This window comes from Nocardia sp. NPDC056952 (assembly GCF_042674185.1).
Classification (GTDB): domain Bacteria; phylum Actinomycetota; class Actinomycetes; order Mycobacteriales; family Mycobacteriaceae; genus Nocardia.
Map to the genome: position 1 here is coordinate 571,450 of NZ_JBHURA010000004.1, position 25,405 is coordinate 596,854.

Here is a 25,405-nt window from a genome sequence, read left to right on the forward strand (position 1 = left end):
TCACTGACGAGGCATCAAATAGCGGATGCCCTGAACAGGAAGTAGATCCTCATGCTGATTTCCCAGCGTCCGACACTGACCGAAGAGGTTGTGGCGGAGAACCGCTCGAAGTTCACCATCGAACCCCTCGAGCCGGGCTTCGGTTACACCCTCGGCAACTCGCTGCGTCGTACCCTGCTGTCCTCCATCCCGGGGGCCGCGGTCACGAGCATCCGCATCGACGGCGTCCTGCACGAGTTCACCACCGTCCCCGGCGTGAAGGAAGATGTCACCGACATCATCCTGAACCTCAAGGGCCTGGTCGTGTCCTCCGAAGAGGACGAGCCGGTCACCATGTACGTGCGTAAGCAGGGCCCGGGCACCGTCACCGCCGGTGACATCGTTCCGCCTGCCGGCGTCATCGTGCACAACCCGGACATGCACATCGCCACCCTGAACGACAAGGGCAAGCTCGAGATCGAGCTCGTCGTCGAGCGGGGCCGCGGTTACGTGCCCGCCGTGCAGAACAAGGCGACCGGCGCGGAAATCGGCCGGATCCCGGTGGATTCGATCTACTCCCCGGTGCTCAAGGTGACCTACAAGGTCGAGGCCACCCGTGTCGAGCAGCGCACCGACTTCGACCGTCTCATCCTCGACGTGGAGACCAAGAACTCCATCACGGCTCGGGACGCGCTGGCTTCGGCCGGTAAGACCCTGGTCGAGCTCTTCGGCCTGGCCCGTGAGCTCAACGTCGAAGCCGAGGGCATCGAGATCGGCCCCAGCCCGGCCGAGGCAGATCACATCGCCTCGTTCGGTCTGCCGATCGAGGACCTGGACCTCACCGTCCGGTCCTACAACTGCCTCAAGCGCGAGGGTGTGCACACGGTGGGCGAGCTCGTTGCCCGCACCGAGTCGGACCTGCTCGACATCCGCAACTTCGGCCAGAAGTCCATCGACGAGGTGAAGGTCAAGCTGCACACGCTGGGCCTCTCGCTCAAGGACAGCCCGGCGTCGTTCGACCCGTCCTCCGTGGTGGGTTACGACGCGAGCACCGGAACGTGGAGCGACAGCGGCACGTTCAGTGATACCGACGGCGGCGAGCAGGACTACGCCGAAACCGAACAGCTTTAATACGCCCAGGAGAAACCCACAATGCCCAAGCCCAAGAAGGGCCGCCGGTTCGGCGGCTCGGCGTCGCACCAGAAGGCGATCTTCGCCAACCTGGCCACGGCGCTTTTCGAGCACGGTCGGATCACGACCACCGAGGCCAAGGCCAAGGCGGTGCGTCCCTACGCCGAGAAGATCATCACCAAGGCGAAGGGCGGCAGCCTTGCCGACCGTCGTGAGGTCATGAAGGACATCCGCGACAAGGACGTCGTGCACGTCCTGTTCGCGGACATCGGCCCCTCGTTCGAGGGTCGCGAGGGTGGCTACACCCGTATCACCAAGGCGCTGCCGCGCAAGGGTGACAACGCGCCGATGGCCATCATCGAACTCGTCCGCGAGAAGACCGTGACCAACGAGGCCGATCGGGCCCGTCGCGTCGCCGCTTCGCAGAAGACCGAAGAGGCTCCGGCCGCTGAGGTCGAGGAGACCGTCGCCGACGAGACCGTGGCTGACGCCCCGGCCGCCGACGAGGCCACCGAGGACAAGAAGGACGCCTGATTCTCAGGAGTTCTGCCGAGCCCGTCACCCTTCGTGGGTGGCGGGCTCGGTTCTTTTCCGCGTGCGAATTCAGGAGGATGGCATGACTCGGGTGCGGCTCGGGATCAGTTATGACGGCACCGATTTCACCGGCTGGGCACGTCAGCCAGGGTTGCGCACCGTGCAGGGCGTGCTGGAGGAGTCGCTGTCGAAGGTGTTGCGTGAGCCGCTGCAGCTGACGGTCGCAGGCCGCACGGACGCGGGCGTGCACGCCGAGGGACAGGTCGCGCACTTCGACACCGAGTCCGAGTTCGATGCCGACAAGTTGCTGTACCGGATGGCCAAGTTCCTGCCCAAGGACGTGCGGATCACCGAAATCCGTACCGCTGCGCCCGAGTTCGACGCCCGCTTCTCCGCGATGCGCCGCCACTACGCCTACCGGCTCACCACCGCCCCTTACGGCGCCCAGCCGTTGCAGGCGCGCGGAGTGGTGCCGTGCAAGCCCGGCGTAGACCTCGAGGCTATGCGCGCCGCTTCACGAAACCTGTTGGGCCTGCACGACTTCGCCGCCTTCTGCCGACGTCGCGAGGGCGCGACCACCATCCGCGAACTCCAGCGCTTCGACTGGGAACGTGACGGCGACCTGCTCACCGCCTACGTGAGCGCCGATGCCTTCTGCTGGTCGATGGTCCGCAGCCTCGTCGGCGCCGTCCTCGCGGTCGGCGAGGGCCGCCGAGCCCCCGAATGGACTACGTCCCTGCTCGCCGAGACCGCACGTTCCAGCTCGGTGACGGTCGCTCCCGCCCACGGTTTGAGCCTCATCGCCGTCGACTATCCGGCCGACGCCGACCTCGCCGCCCGTAATGTCCAAACCCGGGAATCCAGAACTGTACCGGTGCCCGAAGGCGGTTGCTGCGGCGATTAATAGCCGTATCCATTCACCGAATTTGTGACACCTGAACTGTCGAGTGGCGATCCGATATTTGTTCGAGACTTTTCCCTACTCGAAGAAAATAAGGAAAATTTCTTGTCCCGGCCGCCGAGTTGTGGTGGTGGCGCTCACGTTATCGGTGTGGTAATCGGTGGCGATGCTAGATTTCCCAGACGATGGATACTTCCTCGGCCACCTCATTCGACGAGTGGCAGCGATCATGGCGGAGACACGAATGGCGCCAGCTGAATTCGGGGCGAGCATGCGCCCTGTCGCGTTGGAATAGCGACGTCGGGCGATGACGTCGTTCGAAGGTTTTCCCGAGATCTGCTCGACCGCGCAGATCGCGGTGCCGGACGCTTTCGCGCACTGGGAACAGCTGGTCGCCGGCGCTATCACCGAGGTGTCGATCGCGCCCACCGTGTCGCGCCCGTTCGAGGGGCGGATCAGGTCGGCCGACTTCGGGGACATCTCGGTGGGCACGGTGGTCGCCGAGGGGCACGAATTGCGCCGTACGCGTAGGCATATCGCCAGGGCCGACGATTTCCACGTCATCGGGAGCGTGGTGCTCGCCGGCCACGCCCAGGTGGAGCACGCGGGCAACCGCGTCGAGCTGGCACCGGGCGCGATGATCTTCTACGACACCTCGCAGCCGATTCGGTGGCGCTCGGAGGGCCTGATCGAGGATCTCACGGTTCGGGTGCCCCGGCAGCAGGTCGTCGACCACCTGGGTATCCGTGCCGATGTGCTGCCTGCCGGGATGGTGATCGGGGAAGGGGGCGTCGGGTTCATGCTGGCCAGATTCTTCCGCCAGGTCGCCCAGCTGCACAGCACCGATCCGGCGGCGGCGGCTGTGCTCGCAGGCAGCGGCATCGACCTCCTCGGTGCGGCGGCCACCATCGCGGCGGGTGAGCGGCCCGGCCGGGCGCAGATCGCGGCGGTGAACGGGCAGCAGGTGCTGGACTATCTGCGCGCCCATTTCACCGACCCCGAACTGACGATCGAGCGGATCGCGGACGGCTGCCGGGTGTCGCGGCGCACGCTCTATCGGGTGGTCGCGGAGTTCGAGGGCGGGCTCGGGGCGGTCCTACGCGGAATGCGGTTGGAGCGGGCGCGGGTGTTGCTCGTGGCGAGCGACTTCCGTTCGATCGCGGCGGTAGCGACCGCGTCGGGATTCGCCACCGAGCGACAGTTCTATCGTGCGTTCCAAGCGGCGACGGGTATGACGCCGGGTGAATACCGAGTAGTAGCTCGTTCCGGCGCCGATATCGGCTGACGATTGCCGTCAAGCCGGGTTAGGTGATGTGCCTCACATGGATGTTTCATATTGAAAGACTCATGACGGTTATCCGCTGGAATCGGCGGTGCTAGACGCATTTCCGATGTCGACAAACCATCCCATTCGGAAACAGTTGATGGAAATTGGACGGTTGATCTGGCAGGCTCGGCCACGGGCGAGCCCGACGATTGTGCGACGCCAACTGTTTGCTGTTCGACTCGGATAGGGAGCGAGGTGGTTGGCATGGAGATCGCGCAGACCCGCGCCGGAGCACGTGAATCGTTTGCCGAATGGGAGTCGCTGCTGTCGGAGAGTTACGTCCCGCTGATGGCGGATCCGAGCGGAGACGGCACCTTCCACGGCCGCATCGAGCGCAGCAGTCACCCCGGCTTCGATCTGTCGACGGTCCGCGCGAGCGGCCAGCGCATCCGCCGCACGCCTCGCGGGATCGCCAAGACCGACGGTGAATTCCTCCTGGTCTCCATCCTGACCGAGGGTTCCGGACTGCTGCACCAGGACGATCGAGTGGCCTCGGTCCGCCCCGGCGACATGGTCTTCTACGACACCTCGCGCCCGTACCACTGGGACCTGGAGGGTCCGTGGGCGCAAGTCGTGGTGCAGACGCCACTCGAGGTCCTGCGCCAACAGCTCGGCCCGGGCGGATCCCCGTTGCCGACCGCGGTGACGGTCACCGCCGACAGCGCGGGTGGGGTGGTCGCAGGCTTCTTTCGCGATCTGGCCCGCATCCAGCAGAGCGCTCCCGGCCATGCGACCGTCCTGGCCGACAACGGTGTCAAACTGCTCGCCTCCGCGGTCCGGCTGGCCTCGGGCGAAATCCCGTCGGGTCAGCCGGCGCAGGCGCTGTCCCGCGAGCAGGTGCTGTCCTTCATGCGGACCCGGTGCGCCGACCCGAGCCTGACCGTCGACGACATCGCCCGTGCCTGTCTGGTATCGCGTCGAACGCTGTACCGGCTCTTCGGTGATGTGGAAGACGGACTCAGCGCCGTGCTGCGGCGCATGCGGGTGGAATGCGCGCGCACCCTGCTCACTCGCGACCCCGGCCGCGCGACGGCGACGGTCGCGCTCGCGTCCGGCTTCGCCTCCGAACGACACTTCTTCCGGGCCTTCCGGCTGGAGACGGGGATGACTCCCGGCGAATTCCGCATGCTCGCGTCGAGCGCGCTGACTATCTGATACCGCCGTTCTCACGCGATATTTCGGTAGACCTCGGCGAAACTCATCGCAATCGGCGGATTGGCACAAACGGTCAGTCGGCTGGCACAGGATGACAGTTTGTGTGGCGCCATTCTGCGAGAGAGTGAATTGAACACTCTTCACTGGTTGAGCGGACAAGGGGGCACGATGAGTCGGGTACGCGTGGCAGCGGTGCAAGCCGAGCCGAAGTGGTTGAATCTGTCTGCCGGAGTCGAACAGACAATCGAATACATCGCGTCGGCCGAACGCGGCGGCGCGCAAGTGATCGCTTTTCCGGAGACATTCCTGCCCGGATTCCCGTGGTGGATGTGGCTCAATTCGGTCGATTGGGGTGAGGAATTCCTGGCCAGGTATCTGGCCAACGCGCTGACCGCCGACGGTCCCGAACTGCGTGCCATCGCGTACGCCGCCCGGCGCACGGGCGTGCACGTTTCGATCGGCTTCGCCGAGCGGGCCGGACACGAGGTCTTCATGTCCCAGGCGTTGATCGATGCCGACGGCACCATCGCCGTCGCTCGCAAGGCGGAACCGACCGGGCTCGAGCGCACTGTCTTCAATGCCTCGCCCGGTGGGGGACCGCTGGTTCGTGACACCGTGCACGGCCGGATCGGCGTCCTCGGCGGCGCCGATCATCTCCGCGCCGACCTGCGTGGACAGATGCACGATCAGCGCGAGCAGCTCCACGTCGCCGCCTGGTCGGGCTTCACCGTGTACTACGGGGAGGGCAAGGAATGGGGGCCCGACCTCAATACCGCTGCCAGCGTTCGCTACGCGATGGACGGATCGACCCATGTCATCGCGCCCGTCGCGGTCGTGCCGGTGGCAGGCTGGGAGGTCGTCGACGCGCGGATGCCGGAGCGGCGCCTGCTGCGTGGTGGTGGCGGCCTCTCGCGAATCTTCGGTCCCGGTGGACTCGAACTCGCCGCACCGCTGGCGGAAGGCGAAGAGGGACTGCTCTACGCCGATCTAGATCTCGGTCGCACCGTGCGCCCGGCCGCCGCGGCCGCGCCCCGCGGTGAGCGCTTGCCGGTCCGGGGGCCGAGCGGTCGGATCGTGCGGCGTGAGCCGGTGCGCGTCGGCCTCGCGGGGGCCTGAGGCGACGGCCGCGAACCACAGTGCGACGAAGCCGGACGTCATCGCAGCGGCACCGAGACATCGGCGCCCGCTTCACGGGTCAGCCGGGCGTTCACCTTGGCCAGGGCGGGCGTCGGGACGAATCCGCCCGCCAGCAACGCCTCACCCTGTCGGAACCAGGGCGCCTGGGCGAGCAGGCCGCTCGGCGCGTAGCCGAAGTAGGTGCCGAGTTCCTCCAGGTCGGATGGGGAGGTCATCTTCATCAAGGCGAGGTTGTCGCACTGAGAGATGATGCCGGGGTGCACCTTTGACGGGCGCTGTGTCGACAGCAGCAACCACAGACCGAATTTGCGCCCCTCGGCGGCGATCTGGATCAACCGCTCGCGCACGGCGACGGCCACCGGCGATTCGAGCCGGGGCGAGGCGAGGTTGTGCGCTTCGTCGATCACCAGCAGAACCGGGCGGCGTTCCTCGCGTTTGGCCCACAGATCGTCGAGCAGCGACAAGGCGACGACGAGTTGCTGTGCGGGCGTAGAGAATCCGCCGAGATCCAGGACCGTCACATCGGGTCGATCGGCGACGATCTCGGTGACCGCCTGGTCGGTTCCCGCCCAGACCTCCCAGTCGAGCAGTCCCAGATTCTCCACGCGCATCGCGAGTCGGCGGCGAGCCGTGTTCTCGACGGCACGCAGGTTGTCCAGGACATCGTGGACTTCGCCGGACATCGCCGACGACAGATGGATCAGTTCGTTGAACTCCTCCCTGTCGGCCACCGGATCCAGCTGCAGCACAGCGGCCTTCGAGGTCAAGGGCATGTCGATGAACTTCGCCCGCAGGCGACCGGGTGGCTCCGATTTCGGTCGCAGGACGCGGATATCGCGCTCGCGCAGGGCCTGCGCGGTGGGGCCGGTGGCGCCGGGGATCACCTCGCCGATGCGGACGAAATCGGAATTCGGGTCGAAGATGACGATCGGCAGCGCGGTGTGCGCGATCAGCTGCTCGAGGACGACGCCGGGCGCGTAGGTCTTGCCGGAACCGCTCTGGCCACACCAGAACGTGTGCCGGTTGAAGCGGGTGGGGAGCAGTCGGGCGGGGCCGCCGGGCGCCGACAGACTCACGCCGACCTCGAGTTCGGCGCCGGTGGTGTGGTGGAGCGCGGCGACGGTGTCGCGATCGGCGGGGCCGATCTCCCCGCCGTCGAAGGCGTGACTGGCTCTGGTGTCGATCCCGTCATCGGTGAGTTCGCCGATCAACCTGCCGCGTAACCCGACGGGCACGGTCGCCGTACGCTCCTCGACCAGCCCGAGCTGCCTGCGCCCCGCGCAACTGACCACGATCAGGGATCCGGCGGGGAAGGAGCTGGCCGCGGCGTTCTCGACGACGAACGAGCGGCCGTCCTCGGAGCGCACGGACAGGACAGCGGATTCGGCAGACATGGATGTGTCCTCCCGGTGGCGCGTCGACGAGCATCCTGCTGGCAACCACCAGTAAACACGGCCCGGTCACGTCTTCCGGTACCGCGCGCACGTGTGTCGGGTGCTGTCTGCGGCCCTCGTACCGGAGTGTGCTGAAAGAGGCTTGCGCAGGGAGGTTTTACCTGGTCAAGACCGAATGTAAGTACATTTGCAATCGCATTCGAGGCGCGGAGCGGGGGTATTCTTCTGGGCGATGCCGCAATGACGGCAGCACCCGATTCTCGTTTCCGGAGGTCGCCTGTGGCGAACGAAACGACGACGCTGGAGTTCTCGGCGCCGACACCGCGCAGTGCGGAGTTCGAGCAGTGGGAAGCGTTGATGACGAAGACGTATTTCCCACTCGCGCTCGATCCCACATTGGACGCGCCCACGTTCGGCAGGCTCACCAGCAGTCCCTTGCCCGGAGTCGCCGACTTCTCGCTGACCGCGCTCGCGGGCGGGAATCAGGAATTCCGGCGCACCAAGACGCATGTGGCGTGTGCCGACGAGGAATACCTGCTGATCAGCATTCAGGTCGCCGGTCGTGCCCGGCTCACCCAAGACGGCCGCTCGGTGCTGCTCAAGCCGGGAGAGATGACATTTCTCGACACTGCGCGACCCTCGCTCTGGCACGACAGCGTGTCCTACGAGCAGGTGCTCGTGCGAGTGCCGACGCGACTGCTCCGCCTGCAGCCGGGTCTCGCCGAGGTCCGCATACCGACCGCCACCGCGATTGCTCCGGACAGCCCGGCGGGCGTGGTGGCCACCTATTTTCGTGAGCTCGCCCGGGTCCGCGCGCAATCGCCCGCACAGGCCGACATCCTGGCCAGAAGTGCGCTCGACCTCCTCGGCTCGGCGGTGCTGCTCGCCGCGGGGAGCGAACCTGTCGATGCCCCTGCTGACGCGCTCAGTCGCGAACACGTCATGGTCTACCTCCGAAAGCGGTGCACCGACCCGGAATTGACCGTCGACGAGGTGGCCGCGGCCTGTCACATCTCGCGCCGCACGCTGTTCCGAATCTTCGACGGCACCGGCGACAGCCTCAGCACCACCCTGCGCAGATTGCGAATCATGCATGCGCGAAAGCTGCTGGCCCGCACGAGAAGCCACCCACCCGCAGCGGTCGCTTACGCCTCGGGATTCGCCTCCGAACGGCACTTCTATCGGGTGTTCCACCAGGAAACAGGGATGACGCCCGGCGAATATCGGCAGTCGCACATCGGCTGATCAACGTGGCACTGATTGTCAGAGGCTTGGCGCGGGAGGACTGCCAGCACGATCGTTCTCGCAGCACACTGGATCTCGTCGGACCAGTGCGTACGAGGAGCGATCACGATGGCCGACGCCACTGGAACGTGAAGTCTTCGCCGGCGGTGTAGCGCCGTCGGCGGTTTACCACACCGAACTGGGCCGGGTCGGCGTCCTGGGGGGGAGTCGACCACGTGTGCCCGGACCGGCGCGTGGACCTGTGGCGGGAGCAGGTCCACGTCGCCGCGTTCTCCGGATTCACCGTGTAAGTCAGGGCTGCTGTCCGCCGATCTCGTAGTCGGCGAGGCGACGAAGCCGCGGACCGGCGGACAGGATTGTCTGCGGACAGGGTGACGGTTCGGCTCGCGGGCTCACTGGCGATTTCGTGAGTCGGTCAGGATCTGACCAACCGGGCGATCGCGTCGGTGGCCTCTTTGATCTTGGCTTCGGCCTCGGGTCCACCGGCGATCGCCGCGTCGACGACGCAGTGTGAGATGTGATCCTCGAGCAGCCCCATCGCGACGGCCTGTAGTGCCTTGGTCATGGCGGAGACCTGGGTGAGGATGTCGATGCAGTACTTTTCCTCTTCGACCATCCGCTGGAGGCCGCGCGACTGACCCTCGATGCGGCGCAGTCGCTTGAGGTAGTCGTCCTTGGCGGTGATGTAGCCGTGGCCTGCGTGGCCTGCGTGCTCGCCGCCGGTCGCGGTGTCGGGGGTGGGTGTTGTCACCGTAGGTCTCCTCGCCTGCCTGGTAGCTCGCGTGGCGAACTAATACCCCCCTAGGGTACAGTTTCGCGGTCGAAATGTCAGGTGACAGGTCCCCGGTGCTGCGCGCGGACGGCCCGGGCGGAAGAATCGGCGCTATGAGTTCGCTTCCCCGGCCCGCACTCGCCGTCATCGGCGGCAGCGGTTTCTATGACTTCTTCGACCACGACGCGGTGCACGTCGAGGTCAACACACCGTATGGCGCGCCGAGTGCGCCGGTCGCGATCGGGGAGGTCGAGGGCCGCGCCGTCGCCTTCCTGCCCCGGCACGGCAAGCAGCACGAGTTCGCGCCGCACACCCTGCCCTACCAGGCGAACATGTGGGCGCTGCGTTCGCTCGGGGTGCGCCGGGTGTTCGCGCCGTGCGCGGTCGGCAGCCTGCGCGCCGATTGGGGTCCCGGCACCGTGGCGGTGCCGGACCAGCTCGTCGATCGGACCTCGGGTCGCCCGCAGACCTACTTCGACGGCGGCGGTGTGCACGTCTCCTTCGCCGATCCCTACTGCGATGATCTGCGCGCCGCCGCGGTGAAGTCCGCCGGTGACCTTCGGGTCGAGGATTCCGGCACGATGGTCGTCGTTCAGGGCCCGCGCTTCTCGACCCGCGCCGAGAGCCGCTGGTTCGCCGGGCAGGGCTGGGACCTGGTCAACATGACCGGCCACCCCGAGGCTGTTCTCGCTCGCGAACTCGAAATGTGCTACGCGGCAGTCGCTCTCGTCACCGACTTGGATGCCGGCCTGGAAGAGGGCGACGGTGTGCACGCAGTCGATGTGTTCGCCGAATTCAAGAAGAACCTCGGACCCTTCAAAGAGCTCATGCGACGTGCGGTCACCGCGGTCGACGACACCGACACCTGCGAGCGCTGCCGCGTACACGCCGGGGTGTCGCTGCCCTTCGAACTGCCCTGATCACCCCGGCTGCGCGGTGACCTGCAACTGAGCGAGCAGGAAAGCAGGCGCCGCGCCGCCGCCGGGCAGCGGTGACACCTCGACGTCGACGGTGAGCCAGCCACCCGCCTCGGCGGCCAGCCGTAACCCGCTCAACCCGGCGCGCGTGGCACCGGCCAGCACCTCGGCCCGCAGGGCGGCGATTCTGGGCCGGTCCTCGGGATGCGGGACGGTTCGCTCGTCGACCCCGCGCCATGTCAGCCCCGGCACCGGCTCGGTGACCCAGCGCACCGCGCGCACCTGGGCGGTGTCGACGATGACCAGGTAGAGGCCCGGCTGGGACTCGCGCAGCAATTCGAGCGTCGCGGCCTCGAACGACTTGTTTTGTGGGGCAACACTGTCGGTGACATCGACGGACACTCCGCGCCACGTGAACCGCTGCTCGGCGTCGCCGTTGCGCGCGGCCACCAGCAGCGAACGCGGGCCGATCGCCGAATGCACGGTGGCGACGCCCGACCACCTGCTCCGAGGTTCCGAACGGTACAGCGCGGCAACGAATTCCAGTGCGCGATCGAAACGCTCGATCCGCTCGAACGGCTCGGCACCGCTGTATTCGACCGGGGCCGAACCGAAGTGGGGTCCGAGCCCGGCGGGATGAGTGCGGACCACGCGGGCGTACGCGTCGACCTGGAACGGGGCCACGCGAAGCTCGTCGGCCGGGACCTCCGGCCCCACCCACACCTTCACCGCATGCACGGACGAGTCCGGCCACAACACCGGCACGGCCCGAAATCGCAACTCCGACCAGGGGTTGCGCGACTTCGGCAACATCTGCTCCACCGGCGTCCCGGTCTCGTGCGCGGCCGCGATCAACGGCTGCAACCGGGCCGGAACAGCCCGCTGATACGACGCCCATTCGCGCGGCGTGGTACCCGCGGTCAACATCGACCAATCCCGCGACGTCCCCAACGTCTCCACCAACTGCCAACGCCCGATAATCACCCGTGCGACCCCCTGCGCCCCATGAACGAAACCGACAGCCCTATGGTGCACGAGCCGACCAGCGGCTCCGGTACCGGGGCATTTCGGGGTCGATAAGCTCGGCGGCATGAATGCACCGCTGCGGTTGGAGATCATCGTCGCCAGCACCCGGCCCGAGCGATTCGCGCCCGTGGTCGCCGGCTGGCTGGTCACCGCGCTGGGGGAGCGGCCGGAATTCGAGGTGGGGGTGCTCGATCTGCGGGATCTGGCGTTGCCGACGGACCTCACCGAGACGCCGGAGGTCGAGGCGTTCCGGGCCAGGCTGGCCGGTGCGGACGCGTTCGTCGCCGTCACCTCCGAGTACAACCACGGGTATCCGGCTTCGCTGAAGACTGCGCTCGACAGCGCCAAGCACGAGTGGCGGGCCAAGCCGATCGGGTTCGTCTCCTACGGCGGGTTGTCGGGTGGGTTGCGCGCGGTCGAGCAGTTGCGTCAGGTGGTGGCGGAACTGCACATGGTGTCGGTGCGCGAATCGGTGAGTTTCGCCCAGGCCAAACGCCGCTTCGACAAGGCCGGCATGACCGACGACGCCGCCGCGATCGACGCATGCGACCGCATGCTGAACCAATTGTCCTGGTGGGGAACGACTTTGCGGGCAGCCCGCACCGTGGAACCGTATCCGGGCTGAGTCGGCCGTGGCATCACCCGCGTGGTGACGCGAGCTACGGCGAACCGATCAGGCCGACGCCATCGCGCGCTGACCACGCGGCTGGCCGATGTAGGTCGACTCGCGCGGAATCGATACCAGCGTGAGGTTCACCCTGGTCGTTCCCGTGCGCAGCACCACGCGGTTGCCGATCGCTCCGGGCTGGAAGATCTCCAGGTCGGGGCGAGAAGCGGGCCAGCCGTTCGGATCACCGGTGAGGTAGATCGTGGTGACACCGGCGTGCGGGGCGGGCGCGAGCACACCGTCCACCACCGTCGCGGTGAAACCCGCGTCGGACTGGTGTGTTTCGACGGCGATGGTCAGCCGCTCCGGATTGCCGACGGTGGTCACCAACTGCTCCCAGGCCTGCGCCCGGTCGGTGCGCACCAGCACCCGCTCGCCGACAGCCAGCGCGCGGAACACCAACTGCTGGGCCAGGTACAGCTCACCGGCGACGTACACGGTGGAGATACCGGCGCCGACGATCCTGGTGGCGACGCCGTTGCCCTCGTCGTCGGAGCCCAGCAGCTGCCCGCAACCCGACGACGGAAGATGCAGTGCGCCGATGACGTCGATCGGGTACTCGATGGTCGGGATCGTGTCGTCGACACCGGGCACCGCGATCGGCAGGTGCGCCAGCAGCGCGTCGCGATGACGACCGCTCATCGACACCATGCCCTTGGACTTGGTCTTCTCGGGCAGCTCGCGCGCGGTCAATCGCCATGCGGCGCCGACACTCACGGATTCGGCGTCGCTACCGGGACGCAACCGCACCGCGACCGTCGTCCCCCGCGACGGCGCGACCCACAGCTGCGCGAGCAGATCCGAACCCAGCTGCTTGGGATCCACCGCACTGCCGATGTTCACCGCGTTGCCGATCTCGGCGTACTTCCACCGCTGACTCAGCGTGCGCGGATCGAGACCTGCGGTGATCTGCTGAACGGCCTTGCGGATCTCCGGTGCGGTGAGGATGCGCGCATTGCAGTCGGCGTCTTCGAGCGTGCGCATGATCCGCTGGGTGGCGATGGTGACCGAGCGGGAAGCGCCGTCGGTGCCGCCGCCACGACGAGCCGTCGCGTCCGGGCAGGCCACCGCGTCGAAGCTGATGGCGAGCCACACGGTGCGGTGCGCGGTCGCGGGCAGCGGGCCGAGCAGCGATTCGTAGATCGCGCCCGCGGGTGTGCCGGACCGGCTGCGGTGGCCGTGGCTGATGATGTCGATCCCGCTGAGCAGGATGTCGTGCTGGTGGAGGCAGGCGGCCAGTTCGGGCAGCGGCAACAGGTGCGAGGCGTGCACGGCGGTGCGAGCGATTCGGGTCAGCCCGCCGCGCGGCGGCAGCACCTCGACGACGGTGACCACGCGACTGCCGTCCCAGTACAGGCCGAGCGAGCGCCCGTCGGTGTCACGGAAGTCGACGGTGTCGCCGAGTGTGTAGTCGCGCTTGGCGGAATACCGGCGGATGGTCGAGATCCAGTCGAGGATCGTGCGCTTGCCGATCGGGATCAGCGGCAGCAGCGCCACCACGACGGCGATGGCGAGCGACGTCAGCGCATCGATGCGGCAGACCAGTGCGACAACCCCCGCGATCAGGCCGAGGACCTGCGCAATGAGTAGGTGCGGCAGCGAAATCCGACCGAACAGCGGGCGCGGTCCCGCCCCGGTGAACTCAGCCATTCGTTCCTCCCCCAGGTACCCATTTGTCGATCGGCCGATGGCCGAATGCGAACAACTGCTGCCGGGAACTGTACTGTGTTGCCCGGACGAGAGCACTGTTCGGGGGAGGAACCATGCCTTCAAAACCCACAACGCGCTGGCAGGTCAGCGGATACCGCTTCCTGGTGCGGCGAATGGAGCACGCCCTGGTGCGCCGGGATGTGCGCATGCTGCACGACCCGATGCGCGCGCAGACCCGTGCCTACGTGGTCGGGCTGGTGCTCGGCATCGTCGTCCTCGCAGGGTGTGGTGTGCTCGCGCTGCTGCGCCCGCAGGACAAGATCGGCGACAGCAAGATCCTGATCGCGAAGGAATCCGGCGGCGTCTATGTGGTCGTCGACAATGTGGTGCATCCCGCGCTGAACCTGGCCTCGGCCCGGCTGGCGGCCGGTGAGGCGTCCAAGGCCGCGATCGTCAAGGAGTCCGAGCTCGGGAAGAAGCCCCGCGGTCAGCTCATCGGCATTCCGGGCGCCCCGTCGTCGATCCTCTACGACAAGGGCGGCAAGGGCCGCACCTGGACGGTGTGCGATCAGCTCAAGTCCGACGGCACAGCGGATCTGACCACGTCGGTGCTGGCCGGTGACCCGAATCTCGGCGCCAAGGCATCGAAGGTGGATGCGGGCAAGGCCATGCTCGTGAAGGGCAAGGACGCCGTCTACCTGGTCTACGACGGCAAGCGTGCGCGCGTGAAGATGGACGATCCGGCCGTCACCCACGCACTCGGCATCACCGGCGTGACTCCGCGCCCGATCGGCGAGGGCCTGCTCAACGCGATTCCCGAAGTGCTGCCGCTGATCACGCCGGTCATCGACAACCCCGGTGGCACACCGACTTACAACGTGAGTGGCCACAAGATCGGTGACGTGGTCCAGGTGTTCAACGAGCCCAACCAGAACTATGTGGTGCTCCAGAACGGGCTGCAGGAGATTTCGGCGCTGACCGCCCAGATCATCCGCAACTTCTATCCGACCATGATGAACGGCACGACTATTCAGTCGACCGACCGCACCTACGCGACCATCGTCCAGACGTTGAAGGTGCAGGACTACCCGCGCGAGCGGCCGACGCTGATCACCGCCAAGGACCAGCCGGTCAGCTGCATGTCGTGGAAGCCGATCGCGGGCGCCACCGACAACACCGACGCGACCGCACGCGCCGAGCTGACCTTGCTGACCGGCATCGATCTGCCGATCCCGGACAAGGCGAAGATGGTCGACCTCGCACAGGCCGACGGCGCGGGCCCGAACGCGGACACCGTCTTCATTCCGCCGGCGTCCGGCGCCTACGTGCAGTCCACCGGCATCGAACCGAACAGCCGCCGCAAGGACAGCCTGTTCTACATCGCCGATACCGGCGTCCGCTTCGGCGTCAAGAACGCCGACGCGGTCAAGGCGCTCGGCCTGGAGGAAGTCAAGGCCGAACCGGCGCCGTGGCCGATCATCGGACTGCTCGCGGGTGGGCCGACGATGGGCCGGGAAGAGGCGATGGTCGCGCACGACGGTGTCGCGCCCGATCCCTCGCCCGCCAAAAAGCCTGTCGCCACAGTCAATTAGTCGGGTAGGGCTGCCGACTTCGCGGAATCGGAGCGAAGTTCGGCGACCTCGGTCCGTAAGGCTCTGACCTCCTCGACCAGTTCGCGGAGCATGCTTTCGGCGCGGTCGGCGGCATCGTCGACGGTCTTGAGCTGTTCGACGACCCAGCTGGTCATGGTGCCGATGGCGAAGGAGATCAGGCCGATGCCCAACGTCATCAGCACCAGCGAGACCAGTCGGCCCTCGGTGGTCACCGGGTAGACGTCGCCGTAGCCGACCGTGGTCACCGAGACCGCCGACCACCACAGTGCGTCGCCGAAGGTCTCGATCTTGGAGTCGGGTGCGCCGTATTCGGCGTCGAAGAAGGCCAGACTCGACAGCAACAGGATCAGCAGGGAACTGGTGGCCACGAAGGTCACCAGGCGGGTGCGCGGGTGCGTCGCGCGGTTGAGGGCATCGAGCAGCAGCAGCGAAGCACGGAGCAGACGCAGCGGACGAAACGGCGGCACGAGCACGACCAGCAGGTCTAGTGGGTGCTTGCGGACGAAGCGCAAACGGTCGCCCGAGAGCCGCAATCTGACCACGAAATCGACGAAGAACACCGCCCAGATCGCGATATCGGCCAGCACGAGGCTGGTGTCGAGCCGCGGTGACACATCGGTGTCGAGCACCCGCCACGCGTACATGATGACGAACACCACCGCGAGCGCCATCAACGGCAGATTGGTCGCGCGCTCCCACCGCTGCCTGCGGGTGAGTGGACGGTCGGTTGTTGACGAATTCATGCGGCTACCTGGGTCGACGGGCTCTGGCCCGCCGACCGTACCCTGCTCTTTGGTCGAGCAGGTCAGAGATCGTCGGCCGACATCCCGAATTTGCGTCGGATCGGGAACGACGCCAGTACGCCGAGGACCAGGATGAGGCCGATGGCGCCGGAACCGATCAGGGCCACGTTGCGCGCGGTGTTGTCCGCGGGCGGCGGCGGTGCGGGCACCGCGAGCTGCAGGCTGCGCGCCGGGCTGGCCTGCTTCGGCGGAAGTTCCCTCGGCACTTCGTTGGTGAGCGCCGCGACGGGATCCACTGCGCCGTAACCGATGTACGGATTCCAGCCCTCTGCCGGTGCGTGGGCCGTGGCCTGCAACCGCTGGATGACCTGCTTGGCGGTCAGGTCCGGGAACCTGTCGCGCACCAGTGCGGCGACGCCGGCGACATACGGCGAAGCGAAACTTGTTCCGCTGTAGGCCATGTACTTGCCCTGGTTGTCGTACTTGCCGTCGGAGATGCCGGTGGTCCTGGCATCGAGGGACGTAATGCCTTCTCCCGGTGCGGCAATGCCGACCCACGGACCGGGCACGGTGAACGACGACGGTGCGCCGTTGGCGCTGATGGAGCCGACCGAGAGCACATACTCGTCGTACCAGGCGGGATTCACATAGGTGCGGATCGTGCTCCACAGATCTTGTGCGGGCTTGAGCGGGTCGGGCCCGGGATTGCCCGACTTGCAGGCGTTGTCGGAGTTACCCGCCGAGCTGACGATCACCACGTCCTTCTCCAGCGCCGCGTACCGCACAGCCGCGCCGAGCGCGCCGAACGCCGCTTCGTTGGCCGGGGAACCGCTGTTGCAGGCGACGAGCGAGATGTTGATGACGCGGGCGCCGAAGTCGGCTGCCCGCCGGATCGCGCTCGCGAGTGAGGAGACCTTGCCGTAGCCCTCGGGAAAATCGTCGGGCCCTTTGTTCCGGCCCGCGCCCTCGGACTGGTAGAGGGAGCTGGTCTGGCGAATGCTGAGGATGCGGGCCTCGGGCGCGACACCGGAGAAGCCCTGGTTGTCGATCTTGGTCGCGCCGATGATGCCGGCGACGACCGTGCCGTGCACGTCGCAGTCCTCGGTCCCGTTGCCGCCCGCGGCCACGTAGTCACCGCCTGCCCACAGATCGGGCAGGCGGGGGTGGGGCTCCACGCCGGTGTCGATCACCGCGACGAGTTGTCCTGCGCCACGCGAGAATTCCCACGCCCGCTCCAGATCGAGGGAGCGCTGGCTGGGAGGAATCACCGCCGTCGCCGTACTCGCCTGGGTGCGGAAGCACAGTCCGTTGGTACCGCTGCCGCGTTCGGTCTTGTCCGGCGGCGCGGCGGGATCTCCCGCGGGCAGCATTCCGGGGTCGATGGCCGGCGGCCGGTCCGCGTGCGCTGTGCCGTAGAGACCGAATCCGGCGTTCAGACCGACGACCAGAGCAACGGCCGTCAGTCGAAAGCCGAGCCTCACAGCCCGCGAACCAGCGAGTAGAGATCGGCGACCCAGAACACCAGCGGCAGCACCGCGGCGACGAACGCGTACTCGAGCAGTTCGACGGCCCGGCGCATCGGCGGCGTCGCGGACTGGTTCGGCACGATCAGGCCCATCACCAGCGCCGAGATCAGAATCACCAGCGCGGCACCGAAAACGACCAGCGGCTGGCGCATTTCGAGCGCGACGCCCACCAGCATGATCAGCACGATCGACGAGCCACCCGCGATCAGCACGATGGCCTGTTCGGCGCCCGCGTAGGTGCGGCTGCGGAACATCAGTACCACCGCGCACACCAGCGCGAGCGAGATACCGGGCCAGTAGGGATCTTCGGAGCCTGCGTCGGTCGCCAGCAGCGCGCCGGCGACGGTGACCAGCGTGGTCGCGCTGACCAGGCCGGCGAGGTAGTTACGGGCCCGCTCCGACCGCGCCCGCAGGGCGTCGAGGGTCGGCAGGGCGCGGTGGTCGTCCGGATCGTCCTCGGTCGGATCGATCGGGGTGCCGGGGGAGGGGACCGGCGGCAAGGGCAGTTTGGCCAGCAGCATCGAAACACGCGGCGCGAGTGAGAGTCCGGCCAGACCGAGCGCGGCGACGGCCGCGCCGATCGCCTTGACCGGCTGATCGGTGAGCAGCCCCACCAGGGCCGCGGGCACGCCGAACACCGAGACGGTCGCCGCGCCGATGAACAGCGCGAGGCCGATGCCGGTGACCCGCCAGGCGAGCACCGCGATGGAACCGAGCAGCGCGAATCCGAGCAGCAGATGCGCCGCGCCGTAGTGATCGGGCACCAGCAGCATGCCGCCGGTGAACGCGGTCGGCAGCGCGCAGCCGGCCAGCACGAGCGCGGCCGAGGCATCGCGGTACATGCGGCTCAGCACCGTGCCCGCCACCACGCAGAGGATCGCGACGAACAGTGCGAGCGACCCGGAAACCCAGAACGGCAACGCATCCGGCGCGGCCAGCAGACCGAAGCAGCCGACCAGCATGGTGAGTGCGGCGAGCACCGAACCGGTGACGCGGGCGGTCTTCGGCGTCCAGCTGCGGTAGTGCTCGGCGTCGGCGACCGCGACGTTGTACATGATGTCGTCGAACAGGGGCGTCGGCGCCGCGTGCGAGGCGCTCTCCAGCATCAGCAGTTCGCCGTCGCGTACGCCTTGTTCGCCGAGGCTGAGCGAGTTCGAGAACGGGGGGTGGCCGATGCGGGCGAGCACCCACTCGGCGGGTTCGTAGCGTTCGCCGTCGTTGTCGAAATCATTCGAGCGGCTGTGCTGCGCGACCATGTCGACCACGCTGGGGATGACGAGGGCGACCGGCACGTCGACCGGAATAGCCATGTCCACCTGCGTGTGCTTGGCCAGGATGGTTACTCGGGCAAGGTCCGGCGCGCGAACGATGCCGCGTGCGGAGTCCTCTTCCACATGATCGAGTCGCGCGTGCGTCAAAACTCCCCCAGTTCCGTCTCTACCTCGTGTTTCCGCTCGACCGCTCACACGGTCGACAGTTTGCGGAACCCACCGTTCGGACAGCAGAATGCCTGACGAACCATACGACATGTCGGCCGCGACCTCTACACTGAGCCCGTCGCGACGACAGATGAGCGAGTAGTCAAGCAGGGGGAGTCTTCGACCATGAGCACCGTCAGGTTCCAGCGCCGTGCCCGGCGCGAGATGCCGCGTACACCGGGTGGCGAGGTCACGCTGCAGCCGCCGCCGGAGATCCCGCGGATCACCCCGGGCAACCTGCTCGCGAAGCTGATGCCCGTCGTCATGGTCGTCGGCATGGTCGGCATGATGGCGCTGATGTTCACCCAGGGCAGCGGCATGCTGTCCAACCCGATGTCGATGATGTTCCCGATGATGATGATCATGTCGATGGTCACCATGTTCGGGCAGGGCGGTGGCAAGGGAGCCAAGGCCGCGGAAGCCAACGAGGACCGCAAGGATTATCTGCGCTACCTCGATCAGGTCCGTAAAGACGTCGACGAGACCGCCAAGCAGCAGCGCGCCGCCGTCGAGTGGAGCCACCCCGAGCCCGGCCTGATCTGGATGCTCGCGGGCACCAGCCGGATGTGGGAGCGCCGCTCCGGCGACAAGGATTTCTGCCACGCGCGGATCGGCCTCGGCGGCCAGCGCCTGGCGACCAGGCTGGTAGCCCCCGAAACCGGCCCCGTCGAAGAGCTCGAGCCCATCGCCGCGGTGTCGCTGCGCCGTTTCGTGCGCGCGCATTCCACGGTTCCCGATCTGCCCACCGCCATCGCGGTGAAGGGCTTCGGCACCGTCGCCCTCGACGGCGACCGCGCCCAGGCGCGCGACATGACGCGTGCGATGTTGTTGCAGCTGTGCATGTTCCAGGCGCCCGACCAGGTGCTCGTCGCCGTGGTCTGTGGCCCGGACACCGCCCGCGAGTGGGAGTGGACCAAGTGGCTCCCGCATACCCAGCACCCCGATTCCCAGGACGGCATCGGCACCCAGCGCATGTTCTACGGCTCCATCCGCGAGGCGATGAGCGGCCTGCATCCGCTGCTCGGCAACCGGGTCCGCTACTCGCGTAACCAGCCGAACAACCCGAACATGGTGCACGTGGTGATCGTCGTCGACGGTGGCCTGCTCGAGGCCGAGGACGACCAGCTGCGTGAGTCCGGGTACGAGGGCGTCACCATCATCGACCTGTGCAATTACGCACCGCGCCTTGCTGTTTCCCGTGGCATCAAGATGGTCGTCGAAGACGGCGAGTGCCTGGGCCGCGGTGCCACCGGCAACCAGGAACGCTTCGCCACCATCGACCGGGTCAGCGCCGAGCAGGCCCAGCAGCTCGCCCGCAGGCTCGCGCCCTACCGTGCGGCCACCCAGCGCAGCAGCGATGTCGAGACCGACGAGACCGAGACGATCTCCACCTGGTCGCAGCTGATGAACCTGGGCGATATCGGCAACTTCAACCCGGCCAGCGCCTGGCGTCCCCGCTACGGCCGCGAGCGTCTGCGCGTGCCGTTCGGCATCGGCGCCGACGGCGCACCGGTGGAGCTCGACATCAAGGAAGCCGCCGAGAACGGCATGGGCCCGCACGGCCTGTGCATCGGCGCGACCGGTTCCGGTAAGTCGGAGTTCCTGCGCACCCTGGTGCTCAGCCTGCTCGCCACCCACTCGCCCGACCAGCTCAACCTGGTCCTCGTCGACTTCAAGGGTGGTGCGACGTTCCTCGGCCTCGACGGCGTTCCGCACGTCGCCGCGGTCATCACCAACCTCGAGGACGAAGCCGACCTCGTCGACCGTATGAAGGACGCGCTGGCGGGCGAGATGAACCGTCGCCAGGAAGTCCTGCGGCAGGCGGGCAACTTCGCCAACGTCTCCGAATACGAGAAGGCCCGCGCGGCGGGCGCCGACCTCGACCCGCTGCCCGCGCTGTTCGTCGTGCTCGACGAGTTCTCCGAACTGCTCACCCAGCACCCCGATTTCGCGGAACTGTTCGTGATGATCGGCCGCCTCGGTCGCTCGCTGCAGGTCCACCTCCTGCTCGCCTCACAGCGTCTGGAAGAGGGCAAGCTCAAGGGCCTGGAATCGCACCTGTCCTACCGCATCGGCCTGAAGACCTTCTCCGCCAACGAGTCCCGTCAGGTCCTCGGCGTCCCCGACGCCTACAACCTGCCGAGCACCCCCGGTGGCGGTTACCTGAAGTCCGATTCGGGTGAGATCCAGCGCTTCCAGGCTTCGTACGTGTCGGGTCCCTACGTCGGTGGTGGTTCGGCCCGCGAGGTCACCAGTGCCGGCATCGTCGGCGGCGAGATCGACGTCAACGCCCGGCCTTTCGCCGCGACCCACGTCGGCTTCCGCGCCGCCGATCGGGTTCCGCTGCCGGTGGAGGCCGAGTTCGAGCCGGAACCGGTCGGCGACGACAACGAGCAGATGTCGAACCTGAACATGCTGGTCTCGCGCATCTCGGGCCACGGCCGACCTGCCCACGAGATCTGGCTGCCGCCGCTCGACGAAGCGCCGACGATGGATCAGCTCGTGCCGCGCTCGATCCTCACCGGCGAATTCGCCGCGATCGCCACCCTGCGTGCCCCCATGGGCATCGTCGACCGCCCCTACGACCAGCGCCGCGACCCGTTCGTGGTCGACCTGTCCGGTTCGCGAGGCAATGTCGCGATCGTCGGCGGTCCGCAGTCGGGCAAGTCGACCGCCCTGCGTTCGATGATCATGGCGATGGCGTTGACCCACACCGCCGAGCAGGTGCAGTTCTACTGCCTCGATTTCGGTGGTGGCACGCTGACCAGCCTGCAGGGTCTGCCGCACGTCGGTTCGGTGGCAAGCCGCCTCGACGAGGACCAGGTCCGGCGCACCGTCGCCGAGATGACCACGATCGTTCGCACACGTGAAGCGAAGTTCCGTCAGCTCGGCATCGAGTCGATGGTCGAATTCCGTCGCCTGCGTTCGATGGACCCGGCGTCGAGCCCGGCCGCCCAGGGCGCGCACGAGGATCCGTTCGGTGACGTGTTCCTGGTGATCGATGGCTACGGCTCGATCCGCCAGGACTTCGACGCGCTCGAGCAGGTCATCATGAACCTTGCGGTGCAGGGTCTTTCGTATGGCGTGCACGTGGTGATCGCACTCGCCCGCTGGGCGGAAGCCCGCCCCGCGCTCAAGGACCAGATCGGCACCCGCATCGAGCTGCGCCTCGGCGATCCGATGGATTCCGACCTCGGCCGCAAGTTCGCGTCGCTGGTTCCGCAGGGTCGTCCCGGCCGCGGTATGACCGCCGAGTGCCTGCACATGCTCACCGCGCTACCGCGGATCGACGGCTCCGCCGATCCGTCCAATCTGGGCCAAGCGGTGTCGTCCGCGGTCGAGACGATCGCCCGGATGACGCCGGGCCGTCCCGCACCGCAGGTCCGCATGCTGCCCGATCAGCTGCCCCGCGAACAGCTGCTGTACCTGGCGGGCAACTGGCCCTCGCGCGTCGATCCGGCGACCAAGTGCCTGCGCATCCCGATCGGTATCAACGAGGCCGAGCTCGCTCCGGTCTACATCGATTTCGCGGAAAGCCCGCACTTCATCATCATCGGCGACTCCGAGTCCGGTAAGACCACGCTGTTGCGCTCGATCATCGAGGGCATCGCCGCGTCGAACACCCCCAACGAGGCACGGTTCATCGTCGGCGACTACCGCCGCTCGATGCTGGGCATCATCCCCGAGGGTTACCAGGCCGGATATGGTTCCACCGCACCGCAATTCACCCAGAACATGGCCGACCTCGCGGCGTATGTCGCCAAGCGGACCCCCGGTCCCGAGGTGACGCCACAGCAGTTGCGTGAGCGTTCGTGGTGGACCGGTCCCGAGCTGTATGTGCTCGTCGACGACTACGACCTGGTGGCCACCTCGTCGGGCAACCCGGTCTCGGCGCTCGTCGAGCATCTGCCGCACGCCCGCGACCTCGGTTTCCACCTGATCATCGCTCGCCGCTCCGGCGGAGCCAGCCGTGCCATGTACGAGGCGACGCTGGCGCGGATGAAGGACCTCGGTTCGGCCGCACTGGTGATGAGCTGCAGCAAAGACGAAGGCGTCATGGTCGGTACCACGCGTCCCGGCCCCAAGCCCGCCGGGCGTGGCACCTTCGTCACGCGTAATACCGAGGGCCTGGTCCAGACCGCCTGGATGCCGCAACCGGAATGACCGTCGTCGAGCTCGTTGTCAGCGAAGCCAAAGTGTGGGCGCGTGGCGCCACCACCCATTGGGATGTCGCGCCGTCGGTCGTGTTGGGCAGCAACGGTTCCGATCTCGTCGTCGGCGAGCCGCTGATCCCGCCCACCCAGGCGGTGTCGGTGGTGCAGTACCTGGCCGGTGGTGTGCTCGCGTTGCCACCTCGGATGCCGACGGTGAGCCAAGCCCTGTCCGCGCTGCTCGCGGCGATCATGGACACCCTGCGGGTGACGCCGCTGTGTGAGCGGATCGTCGTCGTGCATCCCACCTCGTGGGGACAACCCGAACTCGATCTGTTCGGTACCGCCGCACAGCAATTCACCCACGAGGTGGCGTTCGAGGCCTGTGCCCTGCGGGCCTCGGCCGTCGATGTCACCGCCAGTCGTAGCCGCCGCACCGCGATCATCGAGTTCGGCATGCTGTCGACCTCGGCGTCATCGGTCACCTACGACACGTACGGCACCCACGTCGAGGCGGTCGAGGTCGAACCGAACCTGGCTGCCTCCGAACTCGCCGACGAGGAAGGCTTCGGCCGGCTCACGGCACTTCTCGGCCGCCTGCTCGCCGATCGCCCCGCCGACGTCGTCCAGGTGTTCGGCGCCACCGATCCGGCGGTACTGGCCGCGATCACCGCCGCAGTCGAAAGCGCGTGCGGTGCGAGCGTTCCCGTCAGCCCGCTGACCGGAACAGACCTGGCGCGCCCGACTCAGAAGACCCCCACCTACACGCCGAACATCCCGCCCGCGGCCGAGTGGATGCAGCCCCTGCGCGAACGTGCCGCGGCGACCAACCCGGTCGATCGCCGCCCGCTCTACATCGGCGCGGCGGCCCTCGCCGCTGTTGTCGCCGCGGCAGCGATCGGTGGCTTCTTCCTGTTCGGATCCGGTGACCAACAGGCCACGGCCGCCGTCGCGACCACCTCGGCCCCCGTGGTGAAGAGTGCAGCGCCCCAGCCCACGTCGGCGAAACCGATGCCGAAACCCACCACCGAGACGGTCGGCCGAGTCGTCGTCGAGATCCCTGCGGGCTGGCACCGCACCACGGCCACCGACTCCCGCGCCGACCTCGTCCCCGACGACGCGGCCCGCCACCGCATCACCATCACCCAGAAACCGGTCACCCCCGGTGCCGGCTACGACGAGGTCGCCGCCGACCTCAGCGCCCAAATCGCCAAAAAGCCCGCCGGCACCGTCACCCCCGTGCGCCGAGACGTAGTCTTCGCCGGCCGCCCCGGACTCTCCTACGAAGAGCGTCCCGCCGACGGGTCAACGGTTCGCTGGCAGGTCCTCGTCGAACGCGGAGTCCAGGTCAGCATCGGTTGCCAGTACGCCGAAAATGGTTGGGCCGGTGTGATGTCCGCCTGCGAGCAGGTCGTCGGAGGCGTCCACGTCGGGGCATGAGCCGCGTCCTCTTCGCCACACTCCTGGCGTCCTGCACTCTGGCATGCACCCCGGCCGAGCTGTCGACATCCAGCGCGCCGTCGTGCCCTGCCGACCTACCGTCAGCCACCACAGCCAACCCCGCCGGCTTCACCATCCATGCCCCGCAACCCCCGGGCTGGTCGACCCAGCCGGTCGAAGGCGGCGGTCTCGTACTCCACCGTTTCGAAACCATCGAAGGCGCCGACCCACCCTTCGGCATGGCCACGGTCACCGTCACTACCTTCAGCCCGGCGAATACCGCCGACGCCGCGAGTAACACCCTGCGGATCCTGCGCCCCCACGAATCCGACTGGCATCGAACACGTTCCGAAGAAGTGCGGATCTGCGGTACCCCCGCCCAGCTCACCACCGGAACCACCGCCAACTCCCACCACGACTACCTGGAGTTCGCCTACCCGGTGGGCGACAAGTTCTACCCCATCCGAATAACCACCCAAACCCCCATCGCCAACGTCCCCCGCTACCGCTCGGACCTGGACACGATCCTGAGCGGTGTGCGGATCAGCGAGCGGTAGCGGATTGCCTCGATTCGGGTTCGGCGGCGTGCGCAAGTACGCTCGCACCGGGTCGCCTGTGT

Annotated in this window: 20 protein-coding genes; 13 read left to right on the forward strand and 7 right to left on the reverse strand. The window is 67.5% G+C overall.

What is annotated here, in order from left to right:
• Nucleotides 1-51 precede the first annotated feature (51 nt).
• From ACFTS5_RS18615 to ACFTS5_RS18640, 6 genes are all read left to right on the forward strand, one after another.
• Nucleotides 52-1,110, forward strand: coding sequence for a DNA-directed RNA polymerase subunit alpha (locus ACFTS5_RS18615; RefSeq protein WP_056818293.1), 1,059 nt, complete (start codon nt 52-54; stop codon nt 1,108-1,110).
• 21 nt (nt 1,111-1,131) lie between these two features.
• The gene (rplQ, locus tag ACFTS5_RS18620) at nt 1,132-1,644 is read left to right on the forward strand and encodes a 50S ribosomal protein L17 (RefSeq protein ID WP_378632348.1); all 513 of its coding nucleotides are present in this window, start codon (nt 1,132-1,134) and stop codon (nt 1,642-1,644) included.
• Between the two features lie 91 nt (nt 1,645-1,735).
• Nucleotides 1,736-2,548: a tRNA pseudouridine(38-40) synthase TruA gene (gene truA / locus ACFTS5_RS18625; RefSeq protein WP_378632471.1), complete on the forward strand. Its 813-nt coding sequence runs from the start codon at nt 1,736-1,738 to the stop codon at nt 2,546-2,548.
• Nucleotides 2,549-2,852: 304 nt separating this feature from the next.
• A complete protein-coding gene (locus ACFTS5_RS18630) occupies nt 2,853-3,830 on the forward strand; it encodes a helix-turn-helix domain-containing protein (protein WP_378632350.1) in 978 nt (325 codons plus the stop codon).
• A 246-nt stretch (nt 3,831-4,076) separates the two neighbouring features.
• The gene (locus tag ACFTS5_RS18635; protein WP_378632352.1) at nt 4,077-5,027 is read left to right on the forward strand and encodes a helix-turn-helix domain-containing protein; all 951 of its coding nucleotides are present in this window, start codon (nt 4,077-4,079) and stop codon (nt 5,025-5,027) included.
• 168 nt (nt 5,028-5,195) lie between these two features.
• Nucleotides 5,196-6,143 (forward strand): nitrilase-related carbon-nitrogen hydrolase, encoded by a 948-nt coding sequence (locus tag ACFTS5_RS18640; RefSeq protein ID WP_378632355.1) that lies wholly within the window; start codon nt 5,196-5,198, stop codon nt 6,141-6,143.
• Nucleotides 6,144-6,181: 38 nt separating this feature from the next.
• Here ACFTS5_RS18640 and ACFTS5_RS18645 read toward each other — a convergent pair whose 3' ends face one another.
• Nucleotides 6,182-7,558 (reverse strand): ATP-binding protein, encoded by a 1,377-nt coding sequence (locus ACFTS5_RS18645; RefSeq protein ID WP_378632357.1) that lies wholly within the window; start codon nt 7,556-7,558, stop codon nt 6,182-6,184.
• A 279-nt stretch (nt 7,559-7,837) separates the two neighbouring features.
• On the opposite strand from ACFTS5_RS18645, the gene ACFTS5_RS18650 reads away from it, so the two are divergent.
• On the forward strand, nt 7,838-8,803 hold the full coding sequence (locus ACFTS5_RS18650) for a helix-turn-helix domain-containing protein (protein WP_378632359.1): 966 nt from the start codon (nt 7,838-7,840) through the stop codon (nt 8,801-8,803).
• A gap of 415 nt (nt 8,804-9,218) precedes the next feature.
• On the opposite strand, the gene ACFTS5_RS18655 is transcribed toward ACFTS5_RS18650, so the two are convergent.
• On the reverse strand, nt 9,219-9,554 hold the full coding sequence (locus ACFTS5_RS18655) for a metal-sensitive transcriptional regulator (protein ID WP_378632361.1): 336 nt from the start codon (nt 9,552-9,554) through the stop codon (nt 9,219-9,221).
• A 134-nt stretch (nt 9,555-9,688) separates the two neighbouring features.
• On the opposite strand from ACFTS5_RS18655, the gene ACFTS5_RS18660 reads away from it, so the two are divergent.
• A complete protein-coding gene (locus ACFTS5_RS18660) occupies nt 9,689-10,495 on the forward strand; it encodes an S-methyl-5'-thioadenosine phosphorylase (RefSeq protein ID WP_378632364.1) in 807 nt (268 codons plus the stop codon).
• Here the strand turns inward: ACFTS5_RS18660 and ACFTS5_RS18665 are convergent, their stop codons facing one another.
• A complete protein-coding gene (locus ACFTS5_RS18665; RefSeq protein ID WP_378632366.1) occupies nt 10,496-11,527 on the reverse strand; it encodes a GAF domain-containing protein in 1,032 nt (343 codons plus the stop codon). It lies immediately after the preceding gene.
• A gap of 55 nt (nt 11,528-11,582) precedes the next feature.
• Here ACFTS5_RS18665 and ACFTS5_RS18670 point away from each other — a divergent pair, with 55 nt between their 5' ends.
• Nucleotides 11,583-12,143, forward strand: coding sequence for an NADPH-dependent FMN reductase (locus tag ACFTS5_RS18670; RefSeq protein ID WP_378632367.1), 561 nt, complete (start codon nt 11,583-11,585; stop codon nt 12,141-12,143).
• Nucleotides 12,144-12,191: 48 nt separating this feature from the next.
• On the opposite strand, the gene eccE is transcribed toward ACFTS5_RS18670, so the two are convergent.
• Nucleotides 12,192-13,835 (reverse strand): type VII secretion protein EccE, encoded by a 1,644-nt coding sequence (gene eccE, locus ACFTS5_RS18675; protein ID WP_378632369.1) that lies wholly within the window; start codon nt 13,833-13,835, stop codon nt 12,192-12,194.
• Nucleotides 13,836-13,948: 113 nt separating this feature from the next.
• Here eccE and eccB point away from each other — a divergent pair, with 113 nt between their 5' ends.
• Complete coding sequence (gene eccB / locus ACFTS5_RS18680) at nt 13,949-15,427, forward strand: type VII secretion protein EccB (protein WP_378632370.1); 1,479 nt, start codon at nt 13,949-13,951, stop codon at nt 15,425-15,427.
• Here eccB and ACFTS5_RS18685 read toward each other — a convergent pair.
• From ACFTS5_RS18685 to eccD, 3 genes are all read right to left on the reverse strand, one after another.
• Nucleotides 15,424-16,191 (reverse strand): potassium channel family protein, encoded by a 768-nt coding sequence (locus tag ACFTS5_RS18685; RefSeq protein WP_378632372.1) that lies wholly within the window; start codon nt 16,189-16,191, stop codon nt 15,424-15,426. The genes eccB and ACFTS5_RS18685 overlap by 4 nt on opposite strands.
• Before the next feature lie 62 nt (nt 16,192-16,253).
• Nucleotides 16,254-17,672: a type VII secretion-associated serine protease mycosin gene (gene mycP / locus ACFTS5_RS18690; RefSeq protein WP_378632373.1), complete on the reverse strand. Its 1,419-nt coding sequence runs from the start codon at nt 17,670-17,672 to the stop codon at nt 16,254-16,256.
• Nucleotides 17,669-19,135 (reverse strand): type VII secretion integral membrane protein EccD, encoded by a 1,467-nt coding sequence (gene eccD / locus ACFTS5_RS18695; protein WP_378632375.1) that lies wholly within the window; start codon nt 19,133-19,135, stop codon nt 17,669-17,671. The genes mycP and eccD overlap by 4 nt, the downstream gene beginning before the upstream one ends.
• A 186-nt stretch (nt 19,136-19,321) precedes the next feature.
• Here eccD and eccCa point away from each other — a divergent pair, with 186 nt between their 5' ends.
• From eccCa to ACFTS5_RS18710, 3 genes are read left to right on the forward strand one after another with little or no spacing between them, the layout of a single operon-like run.
• A complete protein-coding gene (eccCa, locus tag ACFTS5_RS18700) occupies nt 19,322-23,359 on the forward strand; it encodes a type VII secretion protein EccCa (RefSeq protein ID WP_378632377.1) in 4,038 nt (1,345 codons plus the stop codon).
• Complete coding sequence (locus ACFTS5_RS18705) at nt 23,356-24,786, forward strand: type VII secretion-associated protein (RefSeq protein ID WP_378632379.1); 1,431 nt, start codon at nt 23,356-23,358, stop codon at nt 24,784-24,786. The genes eccCa and ACFTS5_RS18705 overlap by 4 nt, the downstream gene beginning before the upstream one ends.
• A complete protein-coding gene (locus ACFTS5_RS18710; RefSeq protein WP_378632381.1) occupies nt 24,783-25,343 on the forward strand; it encodes a hypothetical protein in 561 nt (186 codons plus the stop codon). The genes ACFTS5_RS18705 and ACFTS5_RS18710 overlap by 4 nt, the downstream gene beginning before the upstream one ends.
• Nucleotides 25,344-25,405: the final 62 nt, after the last annotated feature.

Excerpts from the sequence above, each read along its gene's own strand:
- ACFTS5_RS18615 (WP_056818293.1), top strand. The coding sequence starts at position 52 with ATGCTGATTTCCCAGCGTCCGACACTGACCGAAGAGGTTGTGGCGGAG.
- rplQ (WP_378632348.1), top strand. The coding sequence starts at position 1,132 with ATGCCCAAGCCCAAGAAGGGCCGCCGGTTCGGCGGCTCGGCGTCGCAC.
- ACFTS5_RS18630 (WP_378632350.1), top strand. The coding sequence starts at position 2,853 with ATGACGTCGTTCGAAGGTTTTCCCGAGATCTGCTCGACCGCGCAGATC.
- ACFTS5_RS18635 (WP_378632352.1), top strand. The coding sequence starts at position 4,077 with ATGGAGATCGCGCAGACCCGCGCCGGAGCACGTGAATCGTTTGCCGAA.
- ACFTS5_RS18640 (WP_378632355.1), top strand. The coding sequence starts at position 5,196 with ATGAGTCGGGTACGCGTGGCAGCGGTGCAAGCCGAGCCGAAGTGGTTG.
- ACFTS5_RS18645 (WP_378632357.1), bottom strand. The coding sequence starts at position 7,558 with ATGTCTGCCGAATCCGCTGTCCTGTCCGTGCGCTCCGAGGACGGCCGC.
- ACFTS5_RS18660 (WP_378632364.1), top strand. The coding sequence starts at position 9,689 with ATGAGTTCGCTTCCCCGGCCCGCACTCGCCGTCATCGGCGGCAGCGGT.
- ACFTS5_RS18670 (WP_378632367.1), top strand. The coding sequence starts at position 11,583 with ATGAATGCACCGCTGCGGTTGGAGATCATCGTCGCCAGCACCCGGCCC.
- eccE (WP_378632369.1), bottom strand. The coding sequence starts at position 13,835 with ATGGCTGAGTTCACCGGGGCGGGACCGCGCCCGCTGTTCGGTCGGATT.
- eccB (WP_378632370.1), top strand. The coding sequence starts at position 13,949 with ATGCCTTCAAAACCCACAACGCGCTGGCAGGTCAGCGGATACCGCTTC.
- ACFTS5_RS18685 (WP_378632372.1), bottom strand. The coding sequence starts at position 16,191 with ATGAATTCGTCAACAACCGACCGTCCACTCACCCGCAGGCAGCGGTGG.
- eccCa (WP_378632377.1), top strand. The coding sequence starts at position 19,322 with ATGAGCACCGTCAGGTTCCAGCGCCGTGCCCGGCGCGAGATGCCGCGT.
- ACFTS5_RS18705 (WP_378632379.1), top strand. The coding sequence starts at position 23,356 with ATGACCGTCGTCGAGCTCGTTGTCAGCGAAGCCAAAGTGTGGGCGCGT.
- ACFTS5_RS18710 (WP_378632381.1), top strand. The coding sequence starts at position 24,783 with ATGAGCCGCGTCCTCTTCGCCACACTCCTGGCGTCCTGCACTCTGGCA.